Origin of the sequence: Mangrovicoccus algicola (assembly GCF_014903745.1) — a bacterium.
GTDB classification, from domain to species: Bacteria; Pseudomonadota; Alphaproteobacteria; order Rhodobacterales; family Rhodobacteraceae; genus Mangrovicoccus; species Mangrovicoccus algicola.
In genome coordinates this window covers 1-19,139 of the sequence record NZ_JACVXA010000029.1, presented here as the reverse complement: position 1 = coordinate 19,139, position 19,139 = coordinate 1, and the positions used below count along the sequence as shown (strand labels likewise).

General features: G+C 70.8%; 22 protein-coding genes and 1 riboswitch. Of the genes, 14 read left to right on the top strand and 8 right to left on the bottom strand.

The window, feature by feature from the left end; translation table 11 throughout:
- Window positions 1–17: 17 nt before the first annotated feature.
- On the bottom strand, window positions 18–662 hold the full coding sequence (locus ICN82_RS10675) for a GntR family transcriptional regulator (RefSeq protein WP_193182519.1): 645 nt from the start codon (window positions 660–662) through the stop codon (window positions 18–20).
- 155 nt (window positions 663–817) lie between these two features.
- On the opposite strand from ICN82_RS10675, the gene ICN82_RS10670 reads away from it, so the two are divergent.
- From ICN82_RS10670 to ICN82_RS10660, 3 genes are all read left to right on the top strand, one after another.
- Window positions 818–1,072 carry a hypothetical protein gene (locus ICN82_RS10670; protein WP_193182517.1) on the top strand — a complete coding sequence of 85 codons (255 nt, stop codon included), beginning with the start codon at window positions 818–820 and terminating at the stop codon, window positions 1,070–1,072.
- 69 nt (window positions 1,073–1,141) lie between these two features.
- Complete coding sequence (locus ICN82_RS10665; protein ID WP_193182534.1) at window positions 1,142–2,347, top strand: UbiH/UbiF family hydroxylase; 1,206 nt, start codon at window positions 1,142–1,144, stop codon at window positions 2,345–2,347.
- Between the two features lie 100 nt (window positions 2,348–2,447).
- A complete protein-coding gene (locus ICN82_RS10660; protein ID WP_193182515.1) occupies window positions 2,448–3,008 on the top strand; it encodes a hypothetical protein in 561 nt (186 codons plus the stop codon).
- Here the strand turns inward: ICN82_RS10660 and ICN82_RS10655 are convergent.
- Complete coding sequence (locus ICN82_RS10655) at window positions 2,977–3,432, bottom strand: Lrp/AsnC family transcriptional regulator (RefSeq protein WP_193182513.1); 456 nt, start codon at window positions 3,430–3,432, stop codon at window positions 2,977–2,979. The two genes, ICN82_RS10660 and ICN82_RS10655, sit on opposite strands and share 32 nt — an antisense overlap.
- A complete protein-coding gene (locus tag ICN82_RS10650; RefSeq protein WP_193182511.1) occupies window positions 3,429–3,887 on the bottom strand; it encodes an Lrp/AsnC family transcriptional regulator in 459 nt (152 codons plus the stop codon). Before ICN82_RS10650 ends, ICN82_RS10655 begins: the two co-directional genes overlap by 4 nt.
- A 137-nt stretch (window positions 3,888–4,024) precedes the next feature.
- Here ICN82_RS10650 and ilvC point away from each other — a divergent pair, with 137 nt between their 5' ends.
- Window positions 4,025–5,047: a ketol-acid reductoisomerase gene (gene ilvC, locus ICN82_RS10645; RefSeq protein WP_193182509.1), complete on the top strand. Its 1,023-nt coding sequence runs from the start codon at window positions 4,025–4,027 to the stop codon at window positions 5,045–5,047.
- Between the two features lie 54 nt (window positions 5,048–5,101).
- Here ilvC and ICN82_RS10640 read toward each other — a convergent pair whose 3' ends face one another.
- From ICN82_RS10640 to xylF, 4 genes are all read right to left on the bottom strand, one after another.
- A complete protein-coding gene (locus ICN82_RS10640; RefSeq protein ID WP_193182507.1) occupies window positions 5,102–5,560 on the bottom strand; it encodes a YaiI/YqxD family protein in 459 nt (152 codons plus the stop codon).
- A gap of 114 nt (window positions 5,561–5,674) precedes the next feature.
- Entirely contained in the window at window positions 5,675–6,445 is a 771-nt protein-coding gene (locus ICN82_RS10635; RefSeq protein WP_193182505.1) for an ATP-binding cassette domain-containing protein, read from the bottom strand.
- Window positions 6,445–7,737, bottom strand: coding sequence for a sugar ABC transporter permease (locus ICN82_RS10630; protein ID WP_193182503.1), 1,293 nt, complete (start codon window positions 7,735–7,737; stop codon window positions 6,445–6,447). The genes ICN82_RS10635 and ICN82_RS10630 overlap by 1 nt, the downstream gene beginning before the upstream one ends.
- A 95-nt stretch (window positions 7,738–7,832) precedes the next feature.
- Window positions 7,833–8,861, bottom strand: a complete 1,029-nt coding sequence (xylF, locus tag ICN82_RS10625) for a D-xylose ABC transporter substrate-binding protein (RefSeq protein WP_193182501.1) — start codon at window positions 8,859–8,861, stop codon at window positions 7,833–7,835.
- Window positions 8,862–9,002: 141 nt separating this feature from the next.
- On the opposite strand from xylF, the gene ICN82_RS10620 reads away from it, so the two are divergent.
- From ICN82_RS10620 to ICN82_RS10580, 9 genes are all read left to right on the top strand, one after another.
- Entirely contained in the window at window positions 9,003–10,205 is a 1,203-nt protein-coding gene (locus ICN82_RS10620) for an ROK family transcriptional regulator (RefSeq protein ID WP_193182499.1), read from the top strand.
- Window positions 10,195–11,748, top strand: a complete 1,554-nt coding sequence (locus ICN82_RS10615) for a CRTAC1 family protein (protein ID WP_193182497.1) — start codon at window positions 10,195–10,197, stop codon at window positions 11,746–11,748. Before ICN82_RS10620 ends, ICN82_RS10615 begins: the two co-directional genes overlap by 11 nt.
- A 5-nt stretch (window positions 11,749–11,753) precedes the next feature.
- Window positions 11,754–11,849, top strand: a riboswitch (TPP riboswitch).
- 47 nt (window positions 11,850–11,896) lie between these two features.
- Complete coding sequence (gene thiM, locus ICN82_RS10610; RefSeq protein ID WP_193182495.1) at window positions 11,897–12,706, top strand: hydroxyethylthiazole kinase; 810 nt, start codon at window positions 11,897–11,899, stop codon at window positions 12,704–12,706.
- A gap of 5 nt (window positions 12,707–12,711) precedes the next feature.
- Window positions 12,712–13,341: a thiamine phosphate synthase gene (gene thiE / locus ICN82_RS10605; protein ID WP_407943757.1), complete on the top strand. Its 630-nt coding sequence runs from the start codon at window positions 12,712–12,714 to the stop codon at window positions 13,339–13,341.
- Entirely contained in the window at window positions 13,338–14,156 is an 819-nt protein-coding gene (gene thiD, locus ICN82_RS10600) for a bifunctional hydroxymethylpyrimidine kinase/phosphomethylpyrimidine kinase (protein ID WP_193182491.1), read from the top strand. The genes thiE and thiD overlap by 4 nt, the downstream gene beginning before the upstream one ends.
- A complete protein-coding gene (locus tag ICN82_RS10595; RefSeq protein WP_193182489.1) occupies window positions 14,153–15,088 on the top strand; it encodes an ABC transporter substrate-binding protein in 936 nt (311 codons plus the stop codon). Before thiD ends, ICN82_RS10595 begins: the two co-directional genes overlap by 4 nt.
- A complete protein-coding gene (tenA, locus tag ICN82_RS10590; RefSeq protein ID WP_193182486.1) occupies window positions 15,085–15,768 on the top strand; it encodes a thiaminase II in 684 nt (227 codons plus the stop codon). Before ICN82_RS10595 ends, tenA begins: the two co-directional genes overlap by 4 nt.
- On the top strand, window positions 15,765–16,487 hold the full coding sequence (locus ICN82_RS10585) for an ABC transporter ATP-binding protein (RefSeq protein WP_193182485.1): 723 nt from the start codon (window positions 15,765–15,767) through the stop codon (window positions 16,485–16,487). The genes tenA and ICN82_RS10585 overlap by 4 nt, the downstream gene beginning before the upstream one ends.
- Entirely contained in the window at window positions 16,484–17,221 is a 738-nt protein-coding gene (locus ICN82_RS10580) for an ABC transporter permease (protein WP_193182483.1), read from the top strand. The genes ICN82_RS10585 and ICN82_RS10580 overlap by 4 nt, the downstream gene beginning before the upstream one ends.
- Before the next feature lie 31 nt (window positions 17,222–17,252).
- Here the strand turns inward: ICN82_RS10580 and ICN82_RS10575 are convergent, their stop codons facing one another.
- Window positions 17,253–18,401 carry an alpha-D-ribose 1-methylphosphonate 5-triphosphate diphosphatase gene (locus tag ICN82_RS10575; protein WP_193182480.1) on the bottom strand — a complete coding sequence of 383 codons (1,149 nt, stop codon included), beginning with the start codon at window positions 18,399–18,401 and terminating at the stop codon, window positions 17,253–17,255.
- A 223-nt stretch (window positions 18,402–18,624) separates the two neighbouring features.
- Here ICN82_RS10575 and dut point away from each other — a divergent pair, with 223 nt between their 5' ends.
- Window positions 18,625–19,071 (top strand): dUTP diphosphatase, encoded by a 447-nt coding sequence (dut, locus tag ICN82_RS10570; protein WP_193182478.1) that lies wholly within the window; start codon window positions 18,625–18,627, stop codon window positions 19,069–19,071.
- Window positions 19,072–19,139 lie beyond the last annotated feature (68 nt).

Here is a 19,139-nt window from a genome sequence, read left to right as displayed (position 1 = left end):
TCGGGCAGCGCCCGCGCCTAAAGCTCGGCTTTCTCCGAATCCAGCCGCAGCCGCGTCTCGAAAGCCTTCGAGATATGGTCCTTCAGCGCCAGATAGGCGCCATCCCCGTCATGGGTCTCGATGCAGGCCACGATCCGGTCATGTTCGGCCAGCGCGCGGTCGCCCCGCCCCTCCGCCGCCAGCGAGGTCGAGGCCAGAAGCGCCATGGAGCGATGCACCAGATCCAGCTGCTGCACGAGATAGCGGTTATGCGACGCCAGGTGGATCTGCTTGTGGAACCGCCGGTTGGCCCGCGCCAGGGCCTGCGGATCCTCCAGAAGGACGCGATCCTCCTCGACCATCGACCGCAGCAGGCTGACTTCCTCGGGCGTGGCGTGCTGGGCGGCCAGCCTCGCGGCCAGCCCCTCCAGCTCGGTGCGCACGACGTAAAGCTCGGCCATCTGGTTGTGATCCAGCGAGGCGACGATCAGGCTGCGCCCGTCGCGCGACAGCAGGGACTGCGTCTCCAGCCGCTGCAAGGCCTCGCGGATCGGCGTCCTGGAGACACCGAACCTTTCGGCAAGCTCGCTTTCCACCAGCCGGTCGCCGGGGCTGTAACTGCCCGCATCTATCGCCTCGAGGATCAGCGAATAGGCGTCCTTGTTCGTTTGCTGTGCACACATGGGCGGAGCCTGCAACGGTATGCAGCGGGATGCAAGCGGGGAAAGCGGCGCCCGCCAGGGGCAAATCCGGCATTCGCGGCAAAAACATCTGGGCCGCGCCGCCCGCATCTGGAATACAGAACCGCAGATGCGACGATGCAACCCGAGGCGCCGCCATGCAAGATCCTTCCGCCCCCCCATCCCCTGCCGCGCCGTCCCGCTGGCGCCGCATCTTCCATGCCATTCCGGTGATCGGCTGGGTGGCGCGCGACATCGAGGCCGACAGCGCCAACATCACCTGGGCGCTGGTGGCCTGGGTGGCGTTCTGGGGCTGCTGCATCCTGCTTTTCGGCCTGCCCGGGCTGATCCTGCCCGCGCTCTTCATGACGGCCGTCATGTTCGTCCTGCTCGTGCTGATTTCGCGCGGGTGACGAAACGACCTCTGGCCCCGGCGCGCCGTGCCGCTAGATAGCGGAACAACCGGAGGGCGCGGCATGGGCATGACCAGACAGGATCACGACATCATCATCGCCGGAGGCGGTCTGGCCGGGCTGACCGCGGCCGCCGCCTTCGGCGCGCGCGGATTGCGCGTGCTGTGCATCGACCCGGCCCCCCCCGTCACCGAGGGCGCCGCGGCCGGCGCCGACTGGCGCACCACCGCGATCCTGCAGCCCGGACAGCGGCTGCTGGAGGCCGCGGGGCTGTGGCACAGGCTCGCCCCCGAGGCCGCGGCGCTGAAGGTGATGCGGATCGTCGATGCCGGGGGCGCCGAGATCGCGCCGCGTCTGGCGCGCGATTTCGATTCCGCCGATCTGGGGGATGCACCCTTCGGCTGGAACCTGCCCAACTGGCTGATCCGGCGCGAACTGGCGGCGCGGCTGGCAGAGCTGCCCGGGGTCGAGTTCCGCCCCGGCACCGCCCTGGCCGACCTCGTGCCGCGCGAGGCCGAGGTGGTGGCACGGCTCGATGACGGGCGCATGGTCGCGGCGCGCATGGCCATCGGCGCCGACGGGCGCAACAGCCGGGTGCGCGAGGCGCTGGGGATCGGCACGCGCCGCATCCGCTATGACCAGAAGGCGCTGGCCTTCGCCGTGCGGCACGAGCGTCCCCATGACAATGTCTCCACAGAGATCCACCGATCCGGCGGGCCCTTCACGCTGGTGCCGCTGCCGGACGCGGACGGGCGCCCCCGCTCGGCCGTCGTCTGGATGGAACGCAATGCCGAGGCCGACCGCCTGGCCGCGCTGGACCCGGACGCCTTCGGCGCCGAGGCGACCGCGCGCAGCTGCGGGCTGTACGGGTCGCTGGAACTAGTGACGGAACGCAGCACCTGGCCGATGATGGCGATGCTGGCGGACCGCTTCGCCGGGCAGCGCACGGCGCTGATGGCCGAGGCCGCCCATGTCGTGCCCCCGATCGGCGCGCAGGGGCTGAACATGAGCCTTGCCGATCTGTCGATGCTGCTGGAGCTTTTCGGCGATGATCCCGCGCGGCTGGGCGATGCGGCCCTTCTGGGGCGCTATGCCCGCGCGCGGCGCAGCGAGGTCGCGGCCCGCGCCTTCGGCGTGGACCTCCTGAACCGCATGTCGATGATGGCGCCCCAGCCGCTGCGCGACCTGCGCAAGGCGGGACTGGGGCTGATCTACGGGATCTCGCCCGTGCGGCGGATCATGATGCGCGCGGGGCTGGGCGCCGGAGGGCGCTGAGGCGGCCGGCGGGCCCGCCGCGAGGGCGGCCCGGAAAGTCGGCGCAATCATATTCAATATGTGCAATACTTGTGGTGCCCAAGCCTGCAAGGAGATGCCCATGTCCCGGATCGCGACCATCCTCGTTCTCGTCCCGCTGCTGAGCGCCGCCGCGCCCGCCACCCGGGCCGGAACCCTGACCCTGACCTACCAGGGCGCCGCGTTCACCGGTCATCCCTTTTTTCCCGGGGCGGAGGTGTACGACCCTGCGCCGCTCTCCGGCGCGATCGTCTTAGACACCGCCATCACCGGCGGCTATACGGGCGGCACGATCAGCATCGACACCACATTCATGACCACTCCGGCCGAGATTTACGCCATGGGCATCCTGTCCTGGAGCTATTCCGTGCCGGTGCTGCCCACGGTCGAGACCCATGCCAGATTCACCTTCTCGGCGGCGGGGGCGCTGACCGACTGGTATGTCTCCGCGCTCGACGGCCCGCCCGACTATCTCAGCACCCCGGCCGGTGACGAGATCATCGTCGGCGACGCCTATTACACGGCAGACCCCGGCAGCTGGACGGTCAGCTACGTGCCGCTGCCCGGCGCGCTGTGGCTGGCCCTCGGCGGCCTGGCCGCGCTCGGCGCGCTCAGAGCGGGCCGGGCCGCCGTTCCTGGCTGAGCAGCACATTGGCCTCCACCTCGCCCACCGAGGGCAGCACCATGATCCGCCGCCGCAGCACCCGTTCGAAATCCGGCAGGTCGCGCGCCACCACGATCAGCCGGTAGTCGAACCGGCCCAGGACGTGATGCACGGCCTGCACCTCGGGGATGGCCGAGATGCCCCGCTCGAAGGCGTCCAGTCCCTCGCGACCGCGCGCCGCCAGCTTGATGCCCAGGAAGACCGTGACCCCGAATCCCAGCGCCTCGCGGTCCAGGTCGATCGCCCGCCCGGCGATCACCCCGGCCTCTTCCAGCCGCCGGATGCGCCGCCAGGCGGCGGGCTGGCTCAGCCCCAGCCGCCGCCCCAGCGCCCCGGCCCCCTCGGTCGCATCCTCGGCAAGCGCCCGCAGGATCCGCCGGTCGGTCTCGTCCAGCTCGGTCACAGCGGCAGGCTTTCGCGTTCGAACACCGTGGCGACCCGCACCAGCGCCTCGATATCCGCCATGTGCGGCAGCGCGAGGATGCGGTCGCGATAGAGCCGCTGGTAATCCGCCATGTCCCGCGCCCTGACCGACAGCCGCAGGTCCACCCGGCCCAGGAAGGTCTGGATCTCGGTCACTTCGGGGATCTTGCGCGCCTCGTCGAGGAAAAGGTCGAAGGCGCCGGGCACGGTCTTGTCGATGGCGATGCGCAACGACACCTCCACCCGGTACCCCAGCGCCTCCCAGTCGATCACCGCCCGCGGCCCGCGCAACAGCCCCGCCGCGCGCATCCGCTCCAGCCTGCGCCGCGCGGTGGCGGCGGAGACATTGGCGCGATCCGCCAGTTCGGCAATCGCCAGGTCGGGGGCGGCCTGAAGCTGGCGCAACAGCCGCCGGTCGGTGTCATCCGTCTGCATGATTTCCTCATATTTCACGATCAAGGCGAATGAAAGCGCCAAAGAAATATGTGCGCCTGCGTCGATTGCATCCCACATGCCGCCGCAATGACTATTCTGCCCCGACACGTGACAAGCGACAAACCGGAGGAATACCGATGCGCGTCTATTACGATCGCGACTGCGATGTGAACCTGATCAAGGACCTGAACGTGGCCATCCTGGGCTACGGCTCCCAGGGCCATGCCCACGCGCTGAACCTGCGCGACTCCGGTGCAAAGAATGTCGTCGTCGCCCTGCGCGAAGGCTCCCCCTCGGCGAAGAAGGCCGAAGCCGAAGGCCTGAAGGTCATGGGCATCGCCGAAGCCGCCGCATGGTGCGACGTGATCATGTTCACCATGCCCGACGAGCTGCAGGCCGAGACCTACAAGAAATACGTCCATGACAACCTGAAGGAAGGCGCCGCCATCGCCTTCGCCCACGGCCTGAACGTGCATTTCGGCCTGATCGAGCCGAAGCCGGGCGTGGATGTCATCATGATGGCGCCGAAGGGCCCGGGCCACACCGTGCGCGGCGAATACGTCAAGGGCGGCGGCGTGCCCTGCCTGGTGGCCGTGAACCAGAACGCCACCGGCCGCGCGCTGGAAATCGGCCTGTCCTACTGCTCCGCCATCGGCGGCGGCCGCTCGGGCATCATCGAGACCAACTTCCGCGAGGAATGCGAAACCGACCTCTTCGGCGAGCAGGCGGTCCTGTGCGGCGGCCTCGTCGAGCTGATCCGCTGCGGCTTCGAGACCCTGGTCGAGGCGGGCTATGCCCCCGAGATGGCCTATTTCGAGTGCCTCCACGAGGTGAAGCTGATCGTCGACCTGATCTATGAAGGCGGCATCGCCAACATGGATTACTCGATCTCCAACACCGCCGAATACGGCCAGTACGTCACCGGCCCGCGGATCCTGCCCTACGAGCAGACCAAGAAGGCGATGAAAGAGGTGCTGACCGACATCCAGCAGGGCAAGTTCGTCCGCGACTTCATGCTGGAAAACGCTGTCGGCCAGCCGACCATCAAGGCCTCGCGCCGTGCCAATGACGAGCACCTGATCGAGGAAACCGGCGCCAAGCTGCGCGGCATGATGCCGTGGATCTCGGCCGGCAAGATGGTCGACAAGTCGAAGAACTGATCTCCGGAACAGTCCTGAACCGGGGGCGGCCTTGCGGGGCCGCCCTTCCGCGTTTCAGCGGGCCGCGCGCAGCGCCTGCGCCATCACCCTGTCGAGCCCCTGCAGGAACCGCGCGCGCTCGGCCTTGCCGAAGCCCTTGCCGCTGCCCTGCCGGAACGGATCGGCCGCCCGCAGGTCCGCCATCAGGTCGCGCGTCGCCAGCCGCCCGCCGATATTGGCGGCCGACAGCACCTCGCCGTCATGCTGGATGACCTGCGCGCCGGCCTTGATGCAGCGATCCGCCAGCACCAGATCCGCGGTCACCACGACATCCCCCGCCCCGCAGCGATCGGCGATCCATTGATCGGCCACGTCCGGGCCTTCCGGCACGATCACCAGCTCCACCAGCGGATTCTGCGACGGGCGCAGCCCGCCATTGCAGACCAGCACCATCGGCACCTTCAGCCGCGTCGCCACGCGTTCGGCCTCGGCCTTCACCGGGCAGGCATCGGCATCGATGTAAAGCGTGGTCATGGGCATCCTCCGTCCGGCTTCGCCCCGCCCTACCCGACCGGGACCGGAAGGTCGACCGCCGGCGGCAGGAGGGGGGTCAGGGGGGAACCCTCGGTTCCCCCCCGCCTCGGCCGCTCATGCCGCCGCGTGCTGCCCCGGGTGCTTGCCCAGGATGATCATGCCCAGCAGGTCGTCATCCGTCACCTTGGCGACATCCACCGTGCCGACCAGCTGGCCGTTCTTCATCACGCTGGCCCGGTCGCACAGCTTCATCACGTCATGGATGTCGTGGCTGATCAGGAAGATGCCGATCCCCTGGCGCTTCAGCTCCTCGATCAGTTCGGACACCATCTGGGTCTCGTGCGGCCCCAGCGCGGCGGTGGGCTCGTCCATGATCAGGATGCGGGCATTGAAATAGACCGCCCGCGCGATCGCCACCGACTGCCGCTGCCCGCCCGACAGCGCGCTGACCGGGTCGCGGAACTTGCGGAAATTCGGGTTCAGCCGCGCCATGATCTTCGCGGTTTCCGCCTCCATCCGCGCATCGTCGACCAGCCCCGTCGCCGTCACCAGCTCGCGCCCCAGGAACAGGTTGGCCGAGGCGTTCAGGTTGTCGGCCAGCGCCAGGGTCTGGTAGATCGTCTCGATATTGTAGCGCCGCGCGTCGCGGGGGTTGTGGATATGCGCCGCCTCGCCATTCACGCGGATCTCGCCCTGGTCGGCGCGATAGGCGCCCGAGAGGATTTTGATCAGCGTCGACTTGCCCGCGCCATTGTGACCGAGCAGCCCGACCACCTCGCCGGGCCACAGATCGACGCTGACATGATCGACGGCATGGACGCCGCCGAAGCTGATGCAGATGTCCTTCATCTCCACCAGCGGGGTTCCCGTGCGGTCCACGCTCATCACCGTGCTCCCGTGCGCTTGCGATAGAGGATGTCGATCAGCACCGCCAGCACCAGGACGGCCCCCACGACGATGTTCTGGAAGGGCGCGTCGACCCCCACCATCGCCATGCCCGATTGCAGCGACTGCATGATCAGCGCGCCCAGGATCGCGCCGTGGATCGTGCCGATCCCGCCCGACAGGGCCGTCCCGCCGATCACCGCCGCCGCGATCACCCGCAATTCGTCGAGCGTGCCGATATCGTTGGAATGATTGGCCAGCCGCGCCGAGGCGACCATCCCCGCCAGCGCGCAGAGCGCCCCCATGATGGCGAAGATCTTGACCGTCAGCAGCCGCGTGTTGATCCCCGACAGTTCCGCCGCATCCGGGTTGCCCCCCGTCGCGAAGATATAGCGCCCCAGCCGCGTGCGCGTCGCCACCACCGTCATGACGATGGCGATGAAGATCAGCAAGAGCACCGAATAGGGGATGCCGTAGCCGGCCGTGTAGCCCTCGGGCATCACCGCGCCGCGCGCCTCGAAGATCCGCTCCAGCCGCGCCGAGGGGATCTGGTAGGCGTTCAGCACCGCCACGAAGCCCAGGATCGCCGCCGCGACCAGGCCCGCCAGCACGGCTTCGGCCCAGAGCGGCTTGACCGGCTGGCCATGGCCCGCCTTGGCGCGGCGCGCGGCGAAAAGCGCGATCAGCGCCGCCGCGACGGCCCCCAGGCCGACGATCCAGCTGGCCGCCGGGCCCAGCGTGCCGTTGATGCCGCCGAAGGCCACATAGGTCGGGTCGAGCGGCCCGATCGTCTGGCCGCTGGTCATGTACCAGGCGACGTTGCGCCAGACCAGCAGCCCGCCCAGCGTCACGATGAAGGCCGGGATGGTCAGATAGCCCACCAGCCAGCCGTTGAAGGCGCCGATCGCCGCCCCGGTCAGCAGCCCCGCGAGGATCGCCACCCAGGGCAGCAGCGGATGGCCGATCTCCAGGCCCAGCATGTCCGGCAGCCAGCGGGTCTGCATCATCGCCATCACCGCCGAGCAGGTCGCCAGCAGCGATCCAACCGACAGGTCGATATGGCGGGTGACGATGACGAAGACCATGCCGGTCGCCATGATCGCCACGCTGACCGTCTGGATCGTCAGGTTGAAGATGTTGCGCGCGGTCAGGAACCGGCCATCGGTCATCAGGTTGAAGACCAGGCACACGGCAATGAAGGCACCGATCATGCCCAGCAGCCGCGTGTCGATCTCGAGCGATTTCAGGAAACCCTGTTTCGGCGCCGCCTTGGCGCCCGTGGTCTCGGCCATGGCCGTCCCTCTCGTCGGAATTCGGAACAGGGCGGGTCCGCGACGCTGCCCCGGAAAGCGTGCGGGCGGGACCGGGACGGCCCCGCCCCCGTGGCTCAGTTGCAGGGGGCCGGACCGGCGCTGACGCCGCGGCAGAGGTCATCCTGCGAAATCCAGCCCGCATCGACCACGACCGACAGGTTGTCGGCCGTCACCGGGATCGGGGTGAGGAATTTCGCCGTCAGCTCGTTGCCCCCCGGCGAGGTCCAGGCCTCGGCGCCGTCGATCCCGGACATCTCGGTGCCCCCGGCCATCGACACGGCGATCTCGGCCGCGGCCTTGCCCAGGTCGCGCGCATCCTTCCAGACGCTGACCGTCTGGGTGCCCAGCGCGATGCGGTTCAGCGCGGCATGGTCGCCATCCTGCCCCGAGACCGGGATCCCGTCCATGCCCTGCGCCGTCAGCGCCGCCACCGCGCCGCCCGCGGTGCCGTCATTCGACGCCACGACCGCATCGACGTCATTGTCGCTGGCGGTCAGGATCTGCTCCATGTTGCGCTGCGCGTTGGCGGGCAGCCAGCCATCGGTATAGGCCTCGCCGACGATGGTGATTTTCCCTGCGTCGATCGCCTCCTGCAGCACCTCCTGCTGGCCGCCGCGCAGGAAGTCCGCGTTCGGATCGGTGGGCGAGCCCTTGATCATCACGTAATTGCCCTCGGGCGCCTGCTCCAGCACCGCGCGGGCCTGCATCCGCCCGACCTCGACATTGTCGAAGGTCAGGTAGAAGGCGCGCGGATCGTCGATCAGCCGGTCATAGCCCACGACCGGGATGCCCTCGTCGGCTGCCGCCTGCACCGCCGGGCCGATCGCCTGGCTGTCCTGGGCCAGGATGATCAGCGCATCGACGCCCTGGGCGATCAGGCTCTCGATATCCGAAAGCTGCTTGGACGACGACGACTGCGCATCCGCCGAGACATAGGCCGCGCCCGCCGCGTCCAGGGCTTCCCGGATCGCCGCCTCGTCGGTCTTCCAGCGCTCTTCCTGGAAATTGGACCAGCTGACGCCGACGGTCATGTCCTGGGCCAGCGCCGCGCCGCATACGGTCGTGGCAAGCACCGCAAGCGCGGTGATCCTGATGGTCTTCATGATGTCCTCCCTTTGCGGCGCGGGCCGGACTCCCCTCCGGCTGCGCCTTGCCCATGGCTAGCAGAAATAAATTCGCCACGCAAAATAAATTCTGGTGGCCGTCGCGGAATCCGGCCAGACTGCACGGAGGGAGGACGACCGATGATCCGCGACCAGCGCAGCCAGGGGCGCCATGCCATCCTGGGCGAAATCCGCCGTGCCGGATCCGTCGCCCGGGTCGATCTTGCCCGCCGCACCGGGCTGAGCCAGGCGACCGTCACGGCCATCACCGCGGAACTGATGGGCGCCGGGCTGATCGAGGAAGGCACCGCGCTGGCGGGAAGCGGCGATGCCCGCCGGGGCCGGCCCCGGGTGGGGCTGCAGATCAGAGGCGCCGCGCATCTGGTCGCGGGCGCCAAGATCGCCGATCGCAGCATCGTCGCCGCGGTGGCGGATTTCACCGGCCGCGTGCTGGGCGAGGCGACCGTGCCGCTGTCGGGCCGCGTGCAGGGCACGGAGGCGCTGGCCCGCGACATCGCCGCCGCCGCCGCCAAGGCCGCCGAGGCCGCCGGAACCGGGCTTGCCGGGCTGTCGGGGCTCGGCGCCGCGCTGGCGGGGATCGTCGATGCCGAGGCCGGGATCGCGCGCTGGTCGCCCGCGCTGGAGCGCCGCAACGCCCCCCTGCGCGCCGCGCTGGAGGCGGCGACCGGCCTGCCCTCCTTCATCGACAACGACGCCAACCTGGTGGCCATGGCCGAGCTTTATTTCGGCGAGGGCAAGGGGATCGCGGATTTCCTGGTGGTCACGGTGGAATCGGGCGTCGGGCTGGGCATCGTCCTGGGCGGGCGCATCTATCGCGGCATCCGCGGCTCGGGGGCGGAATTCGGCCATACCAAGGTGCAGATCGACGGCGCGCTGTGCCGCTGCGGCCAGCGCGGCTGCCTGGAGGCCTATGTCGCCGATTACGCGCTGCTGCGCGAGGCGGCGCTGCGCCCGGGGCCGCATCCCGGCGACCCGCAGGCGGGAATGGCCCAGCTGCTGGCGCAGGCACGTTCGGGCGATCCGATGGCCGCCAGCATCGTCGCCCGGGCCGAACGGATCTTCGCCATGGGGCTGGCCAACCTGGTCAACATCTTCGATCCACAGCTCATTATCCTCTCGGGCGAGCTGGCGCAGCATGACTACCTCTATGACGAGAAGGTCATCGCCATGGTCGCAGGCCAGACCGTGCAGGCCGGTGCCCCCCCGCCGGAGATCCGCGTGCATCGCTGGGACGACCTGATGTGGGCGCGCGGCGCGGCCGCCTACGCGATCGAGGGGCTGGCCGCGCGGGCGCTGGCGGGGCTGGGCGAAGATGCGGCCTGAGCTCCTCCTGTGCCTGCTCGCCCTGCTCGCCCTGCCCGCCGGGGCCGATCCCCTGTTCCGCCCGGTCCCGGTTCCTGTGCATGTTTATGACGGCGGCTGGGAACATTTCACCGGCGGCGGCGTGGCGGTCTTCGACTGCGACGGCGATCACCTGCCCGAGATCGCCGCGGCCGGCGGCTCCAACCCGGTCATGCTGCTGAGGAACCGCGGCGCGATGCGCTTCGAGGCGCAGACCCCGGCGGCGCTGGCCGTCACCGGGGCGACCGGGCTCTATCCGCTCGACATCGACGGCGACGGCCATCCCGACCTGGTCGTGCTGCGCGCGGGACCGGACCTGATCCTGAAGGGCGGGCCGGATTGCGGCTTTGCCCCCCATGACGGGCTGGGCTTCGACAGCGGCGACCGCTGGAGCACCGCCTTCTCCGCCACATGGGAACCCGGGCAGAGCCTGCCGACGCTGGCCTTCGGGTCCTATGTCGACCGTGCCGATCCCGACGGCCCCTTCGAGGCCTGCGATGTCAATCTCCTCTACCGCCCCGAGGGGGACCGCTATGGCCCGCCCCTGCCGCTGGCCCCGGGATTCTGCGCGCTTTCCATGCTGTTCTCCGACTGGGGCGGCGGCCGCGCCGACCTGCGGGTGTCCAATGACCGTCATTACTACGTCACCGGCGGGCAGGAGCAGATGTGGGCGATGGAGCCGGTGCCGCGGCTCTACGGGCCAGCGGATGGCTGGGCCCCGTTCCAGCTCTGGGGGATGGGCATCGCCTCGCGCGACATATCGGGGGATGGCCGCCCCGAGGTGATGATGACCTCGATGGGCGACCAGCGGCTGCAGGAACCGGTGCCGGGCGCCGACGGTCCCGCCTATGCGGATGTGCCCTATGCCCGCGGCACCAGCGCCCACCGGCCCCATGCCGGGGCGGACGGGCGGCCCTCCACCGGCTGGCATGTCGAATTCGGCGATGTCGACAATGACGGGCGCGACGACATCTTCATCGCCAAGGGCAATGTCGACCAGATGCCCGACATGGCGATGGAGGACCCCAATTCGCTGCTGCGGCAGGACCCGGACGGCACGTTCCGCGAGGTCTCGGTCGCGGCGGGCGTGGCCAGTGCGGCGCGCAGCCGCGGCGCCGCGCTGGCCGACCTGGATCTCGACGGGCGGCTGGACCTGGTCGTGTCGAACCGCCGTGCCCCCCTGGAGGTCCATCGCAATGCCACCGAAGGCGGAGGCTGGCTTGCCGTCACCCTGCGCCAGCCGGCCCCCAACCGCGACGCCATCGGCGCGAAGATCGAGCTGCGCCTGGACGGCCGGACCGTCACCCGCGAGGTCACGATCGGGGGCGGTCATGCCGGCGGGCAGCTGGGGCCGCAGCATTTCGGTCTGGGCGATGCCGCCTCGGCCGAGCTGCGCGTGCACTGGCCGGACGGGACCGTCTCGCCCTGGCAGGGCGTATCCGTCGGCCGGGCCGTCACGGTCGTCCATCCCGGCCCCGGCACCCCCCGCATTTCCGGGGGTGACATTCCCGCGCCGACGCCCTAGCCTCCGCAAATCGACAGGGGCGTCCCGCAGCGCGGGGCTGAGAAGCACCCTTTGAACCTGAACCGGATCATGCCGGCGGAGGGAGTCGCTTCGACGCTGACGGGGATCCCGCGGCGCGGGCCTCCCCGAACCCGGCAGGGAGGCGTCTATGACCGCTCTGGAGGAAACCCTGGCAACCGCCCCGGCCGAGGCGCTGTCTCGGATGCGCGCGGCCGTGCCGCTGGTGCAATGCATCACCAATTACGTCGCGATGACCTATGCCGCCAATGTCCTGCTGGCGGCCGGAGCCTCGCCCGCGATGGTCCATGCCGCCGAGGAATCCGGGGATTTCGCCGCGATCGCGGGCGCGCTGACCGTCAATATCGGCACGCTTTCCCCCGATTGGGTGGCCGGGATGGAAGCCGCCATCGCGGGCGCCCATGGCGCGGGCACGCCCTGGGTGCTGGACCCCGTGGCCTGTTTCGCCACCCGCTATCGCGGGCAGGTCACGCGCGACCTGGCCGCGCGGCGCCCGGCGATCATCCGCGGCAATGCCTCCGAGATCCTCTGGCTGGGCGGCACCTCCGGCAGCGGCAAGGGCGCGGATGCCGGGGACGAGGTCGCCGCCGCCACCGGGGCCGCGCGCCGCTTGGCGGCCGAAACCGGCGCCGTGGTCGCCGTCACCGGGGCGGAGGACTTCCTGACCGACGGCAGTCGCGGGCTGTGGATCGCCGGGGGCAGCCCGGTCATGCCGCGCGTGACCGCGACGGGCTGCGCCCTGACCGCGCTCGCCGGGGGCTATGCCGCGATTGCCGAACCCTTCGACGCGGCGCTTGCGGCGCTGATGCATTTCGCCGTCGCGGGCGAACGCGCGGCCGCGACGGCCGCCGGTCCGGGCAGCTTCGTCCCCGCCTTCCTGGACGCGCTGGCCGCCGTCGCGCCGGGGGACATGGGCCTTCAGCGGGTGCGCCCGGCATGAGGGAGATCGACCTTTCCGTCTACCTCGTGCTCGACCCCGGGCTTTGCGAAGCCATCGGCATGGCCGAGACCGCCGCCCGCGCCGTGACCGGCGGGGTGACGGCGGTGCAGCTGCGGGACAAGACCGCCGGACAGGCCGAATTCATCGCGGCGGGGCGCGCGATCAAGGCGGCGCTGGCCGGGACGGGCGTGCCGCTGATCGTCAATGACAACGTCGCCGCCGCCATCGAGATCGGGGCCGAGGGGCTGCATCTGGGCCAGGGCGACATGCCCGCCCACGAGGCCCGGATGCGCATCGGACCCGACATGATCCTGGGCATCTCGGTGGAGACGCCGGACCACGCCGCCGCCATCGATGCCCGGCTGGTGGATTACGTGGGCGCGGGCCCGGTCTTTGCCACCGCGACGAAACCGGGCCATGCCGCGCCCACCGGGCTGGACGGGCTGGCCGCGATCATCGCCGCCGCCCCGGTCCCGGCCGTGGCCATCGGCGGGGTGAAGCGCGACCATGCCGCCGGGGCCATCGCCGCCGGCGCGGCCGGGATCGCCGTCGTCTCGGCCATATGCGGCCGCCCCGACCCGGCCCGCGCCGCGCGCGTGCTGGCCCATGCCGTGAAGAAGGCGAAAGACACATGATCCGCAACGTCCTGTCCATCGCCGGATCCGATCCCTCGGGCGGCGCCGGCATCCAGGCCGACCTGAAGGCCATCTCGGCGCGCGGCTGCTACGGCATGGCGGCGCTGACCGCCCTGACCGCGCAGAACACGCAGGGCGTCACCGGCGTCCATGCCGTGCCGCCGGAATTCGTCGCCGCCCAGATCGCCGCCGTCTTCGCCGATATCCGCGTCGATGCGGTCAAGATCGGCATGATCGCCAGCGGCGAGATCGCCGAGGCGGTGGCCGCCGCGCTGGCGCCCCATGCCGGGATCCCGGTCGTGCTGGATCCGGTGATGGTGGCCAAGGGCGGCGCGCCGCTCCTGCCGGGCAGCGCGGTCGCGGCTTTGCGCGATCACCTGCTGCCCGTCGCCACCCATGTGACCCCGAACCTGCCCGAGGCGGCGGTGCTGCTGGAGGGGGCCGAGGCCGCGGACCGTGCCGGGATGGAGGCGCAGGGCCGCGCGCTGGCCGCGCTCGGTCCGGGCTGCGTCATCCTCAAGGGCGGGCATCTGCCGGGACCCGAAAGCCCCGACCTGATGGTCTCGGGCGGCACCCTGCACTGGGTCGAGGGGGCGCGCACCGACACGAAGAACACCCATGGCACCGGCTGCACCCTGTCGGCCGCGCTGGCCGCGGAACTGGCCGGGGGCGCGGAGGATGCCGCAGCCTTCGCCGCCGCCAAGACCTATGTCGCGGGCGCCATCGCCGCGGCCGACCGGCTGTCGGTCGGCCATGGCCACGGCCCCACCCACCATTTCCACGCGCTCTGGCGCCCCGAGGAGGAGACGAGATGAAACACCTGCTGACCGCCGCCGCGATTCTGGCCGCGGGCCCCGCCCTTGCCGCAGATCGCATGACGCTGATCCTCGACTGGTTCGTGAACCCCGATCACGGCCCGATCCTCGTCGCCCAGGAGCTGGGCTATTTCGACGAGGCCGGGCTGGAGGTCGAGATCATCGCCCCCGCCGATCCGTCGGATCCGCCCAAGATGGCCGCGGCGGGCAAGGCCGACCTGGCCGTCAGCTACCAGCCGCAGTTGCATCTGCAGGTGGCCGAGGGCATGCCGCTCAAACGCGTGGGCACGCTGATCGCCACGCCGCTGAACTGCCTGCTGGTGCTGCAGGACGGGCCCGTCGAGGAGATCGCCGACCTGGAGGGAAAGAAGATCGGGTTTTCCGTCGCGGGGGTCGAGGAGGCGGTTCTGGGCCGTATCCTCGGCACGGCCGGGCTGACGCTGGAGGATGTCGAGCTGGTCAACGTGAACTGGTCGCTCTCGCCCGCGCTGATGGCGGGCCAGGTCGATGCGGTGATCGGCGCCTATCGCAATTTCGAGCTGAACCAGATGGAGATCGAGGGCCGCCCCGGCCATTGCTTCTATGTCGAGGAGGAGGGGCTGCCCACCTATGACGAGCTGATCTACGTGGCCAATCCCGAAACGATGGATGCCGACATGATCCGCCGCTTCCTCGGCGCGACCGAAAAGGCGGCGCAGTATATCGTCAACCATCCCGACGAGGGCTGGGCGCTGTTCTCGGGCACGGCGCGCGAATTGCAGGACGAGCTGAACGAGAAGGCCTGGGCCGATACCTGGCCGCGGTTCTCCGTGACGCCCGCGGGGCTCGATGCCGGGCGCTATGCCCGGTTCGAGGCGTTTCTCCACGAGGCCGGGCTGATCGACGAGGTGCTGCCCGTCAGCGACCTGGCGGTCGACCTGGGGGCGGAATGAGCGCGCCCGATTACGGCCGGGCCTTCGCCGCCTGGCGCCGGGCCTGCGGCGCGGATTGGGACGCCTATGCCCGCCATCCCTTCGTCGAGGGGATGCGCGACGGCACCCTGCCGCGCGAGGCGTTCCACCATTACCTGGTGCAGGATTACGTGTTCCTCGTGCATTTCGCCCGCGCCTGGGCGCTGGCCGTGGTCAAGTCCGAGACCATGGAGGAGATGCGCACCGCCGCCGCCACGGTCGATGCGCTGGTCAACATGGAAATGTCGCTGCATGTCCAGACCTGCGCGGGCCTGGGCATTTCCGAGGACCGGCTTTTCGCCGCGCCGGAAAGCCCGGCGAACCTGGCCTATACCCGCTATGTCATGGATGCCGGGATCGCGGGGGACCTGTGCGACCTGCTGGCGGCGCTGGCGCCCTGCGTGCTGGGCTATGGCGAGATCGGCGCGCGGCTGGGCGCCGAGGCCGGGGACACCCCCTATGCCGACTGGATCGCCGCCTATGCGGGGGATGACTACCAGGCGGTCTGCCGCGATGTCGGCGCCATGATCGATGCCGCGCTGGCGCGGCGGCTTGGCACGCCCTTCACCGCCGCCCCGCGCTGGGACCGGGTGACGGAGCGGTTCCGCATGGCCACGCGGCTGGAGGCCGGGTTCTGGCAGATGGGTCTGGACCTGGCATGAGCGCGCCCGCGATCCGGGTGACGGGCACGGCCTTCCTCGGCGAGGCCCCGCTGTTTTCGGGGCTCGATTTCCGCGCGGTGGCAGGCGGCTGGACCTGCATCCTCGGCCCCTCGGGCGTGGGCAAGTCGACGCTGATCCGGCTGATCGCGGGGCTGGAGACCGGCGCGCGGTTCGACGGCACGGTCGCGGCCTCGGATGACGCGCCGCTGGAGGGGCGGGTGGCCTGGATGGCGCAGCAGGACGACCTTCTGCCCTGGCTTTCCGTGGCGCAGAATGCCGGGCTGGGGGCCCGGCTGCGCGGCACCGGGGCGGACGCGGCGGCGATCGCCGGGTTGCTCCGCCGGGCCGGGCTGTCGGACCATGCAGCGAAGCGGCCCGCGCAGCTTTCGGGCGGCCAGCGGCAGCGCGCGGCGCTGGCCCGCACGCTGATGGAGGACCGGCCCGTGGTGCTTCTGGACGAACCCTTCTCGGCGCTCGATGCGCGCACCCGCGCCGAGATGCAGGACCTGGCCTTCGCCATGCTGGAGGGCCGCAGCGTCGTGCTGGTCACCCATGATCCGGGCGAGGCCGCGCGGCTGGGGTCGCGCATCTGGCTGATGGGGCGCGACGGGCTGGCCGAGATGCCCCTGCCCGCCGCGCCGCCGATCCGCAGGGTGGACGATCCCGGCTGCCTCGAGGTGCAGGGCGCGCTGCTGGCGCGGATGCGGGGGACGCCATGAGAGGTGCGCTTCGTCCGCTTCTGCCTGCGCTGGCGCTGCTGGCGCTGTGGCAGGGGATCGTCTGGGCCGCCGCGATGCCCGCCTTCATCCTGCCCTCCCCCGCCCGGGTGGCGACGGCGCTGATCTCGAATGCCGGGCTGATCCTGCATCACGCGGGCGTCACCCTGGCGGAGGTGCTGGCGGGGCTGGCGCTCGGCGCGCTGGCAGGCGCGGCCACGGCGCTGGCCATGGCGGTCTCGCCCCTGGCGCGCAGCCTGATCCGCCCGGCGCTGGTGCTGACCCAGGCGCTGCCGGTCTTTGCGCTGGCCCCGATCCTGACGCTGTGGCTGGGCTACGGGCTGTGGTCCAAGGTGCTGATGGCGGTGCTGATCATCTATTTCCCGGTGGCCTCGGCCTTCTTCGACGGGCTGATGCGCACCCCGCCCGGCTGGACCGACCTGGCCCGCGTGATGGGCGCGCCCGGGCGTCGCATCCTGTGGCATGTCCGGGTGCCCGCGGCGGTGCCCGCGCTGGCCTCGGGGCTGCGGCTGGCGGCGGTCTATGCGCCGATCGGGGCGATCATCGGCGAATGGGTGGGGGCCAGCCAGGGGCTGGGCTACCTGATGCTGCTGGCCAATGGCCGCGCCAAGATCGACCTGATGTTCGCCGCGCTGATCGTTCTGGCGGTGATGACGCTGCTGCTGCACCGCGCCGTGGGCTGGGCCTGCGACCGGGCGGTGGCGCGGATGGGCTGATGCCCCGGTCGGGGCGGCCCGGGCGGCGGGGTCAGGCCACCTGCCGCCCGCCCGACCAGACGCCGCGGATCATCGGGATCCCGGCATCGGTCACGCGGAACCGCAGGACATCGCCGCGCAGCCCCTCGGCCAGCCGCCCGCGATCGGCAAGCCCCAGCGCCCGGGCCGGCGCCGCGGTCACCGTCGCCAGGCCGCGCGCCATGTCGTCCCAGGCCCGGCCCAGCATCACCGCCCCGTGCAGGAGCGCGGCAGGCACGTAATCCGAACTGAGGATGTCCAGCCGGTCCGCCGCCGCCAGGTCCATCGCCGCGACATTGCCCGAATGCGACCCGCCGCGGATCAGGTTGGGCGCGCCCATCATCACCGCGATGCCATGGTCGCCGCAGGCCTCGGCCGCCGCCATCGTGGTGGGGAACTCCGCCACCCGCACCCCCGCCGCCGCCGACTCGGCCACGTGCGCGGGCGTGGTGTCGTCATGGCTGGCCAGCACCGCGCCCAGATCGCCCGCCACGCGCAGCGCCCCCGCCAGGTTGGACGGCGCGATCTCGGCGCGCAGATCGGCGAGGAACCGGCAGTAGCGGTCGAATTCCGCGGCATCGAGCCCCATGTATTTCTTGGTCCAGACCTCGAATTTCGCCGGATCGGCGAATTGCCTCTGGCCCGGCGTGTGATCCATCAGGCTCATCAGCCGCACGCCGTCGGCGGGACCGAAGCGGCCCAGCTCCTCCAGCAGGGTCTGGGTCGGGATCTCGGCGCGCAGATGCAGGAAATGCGAGATCTTCAGCGCGCCCAGATCGTCCATCGCCCGGATCTCGTCGCACAGCCCGCGGGCATAGTCGCGATAGCCGGTATCGCGCCCGGGATAGCTGAGCGTGCCGACCCGCACCGCGTCGAAGACGGTGGTGATGCCGCAGCCCGCCAGTTCCGCGTCATGGGCCATGACCGCGGCATGATGCGGCCAGTCGACGCCGGGGCGCGGCGCGATATGGCGCTCCAGGTTGTCGGTATGCAGCTCGATCAGCCCCGGCGCCAGCAGGTCGCCCTCGCAATCCAGCGCCCCCGCCGTCCCGGCCGGTCCCTGTCCCAGCGCCGCGATGCGGCCGTGACGGATCACCAGGTGGCCCTCGACGATCTCGCCGCCCAGCACCAGCCTCGCATTGGACAGGATCAGTTCGCTCATGGCTTCGCTCCGCTCGTTCGGGAAGGGCCGCCCGCCCCGGCGTCTGGGTGCCAAGCCTGCGGGGGCTTGTCCAGCCCCGGGGTCACGGCGATCTGTCACGCCCCCGCCTCGCCCGGCGCGGCCCCGGCATCGGCCCGCTGATCCCGGCGGCGAAACGCGCTAGGAGGGACCGGCGCGGCGACTCACGCGGCGGCACCGCCTCACCGAACCGAAAGGGACAGACATGAACACGCTGAAATTCCTGCGCCTCGCGGGCAATGACCTGCCGCTTCCGGCCTATGCCACCGAAGGCGCGGCGGGGATGGACCTGCGCGCCTGCCTGCCGGACGGGCCGGTCACCATCGAGCCGGGCAAGATCGCGCTGGTGCCCACGGGCTTTGCCGTGGAATTGCCGCCGCGCACCGAGATGCAGATCCGCCCGCGCTCGGGCCTGGCGACGAAATCGGCGATCCTGGTGCCCAACAGCCCCGGCACCGTGGACGAGGATTACCGCGGCGAGGTGCGGGTGGCGCTGCTGAATTGCGGCAGCGCGCCCTTCACCGTCGCCCATGGCGAGCGGATCGCCCAGGCGGTGATCGCCGATGTCCGACGCCCCGATATCACCGAGGTCGATGCCGTTTCGGAAACGGTGCGCGGGGCGGGCGGATTCGGCTCCACCGGCACCGCCTGAAGGCGGAGCCCCGCGCGGCAGGCCGTCCCGCATCACGGGGCGGCAGCCCCCCGCGGTCCCGCCGGGAT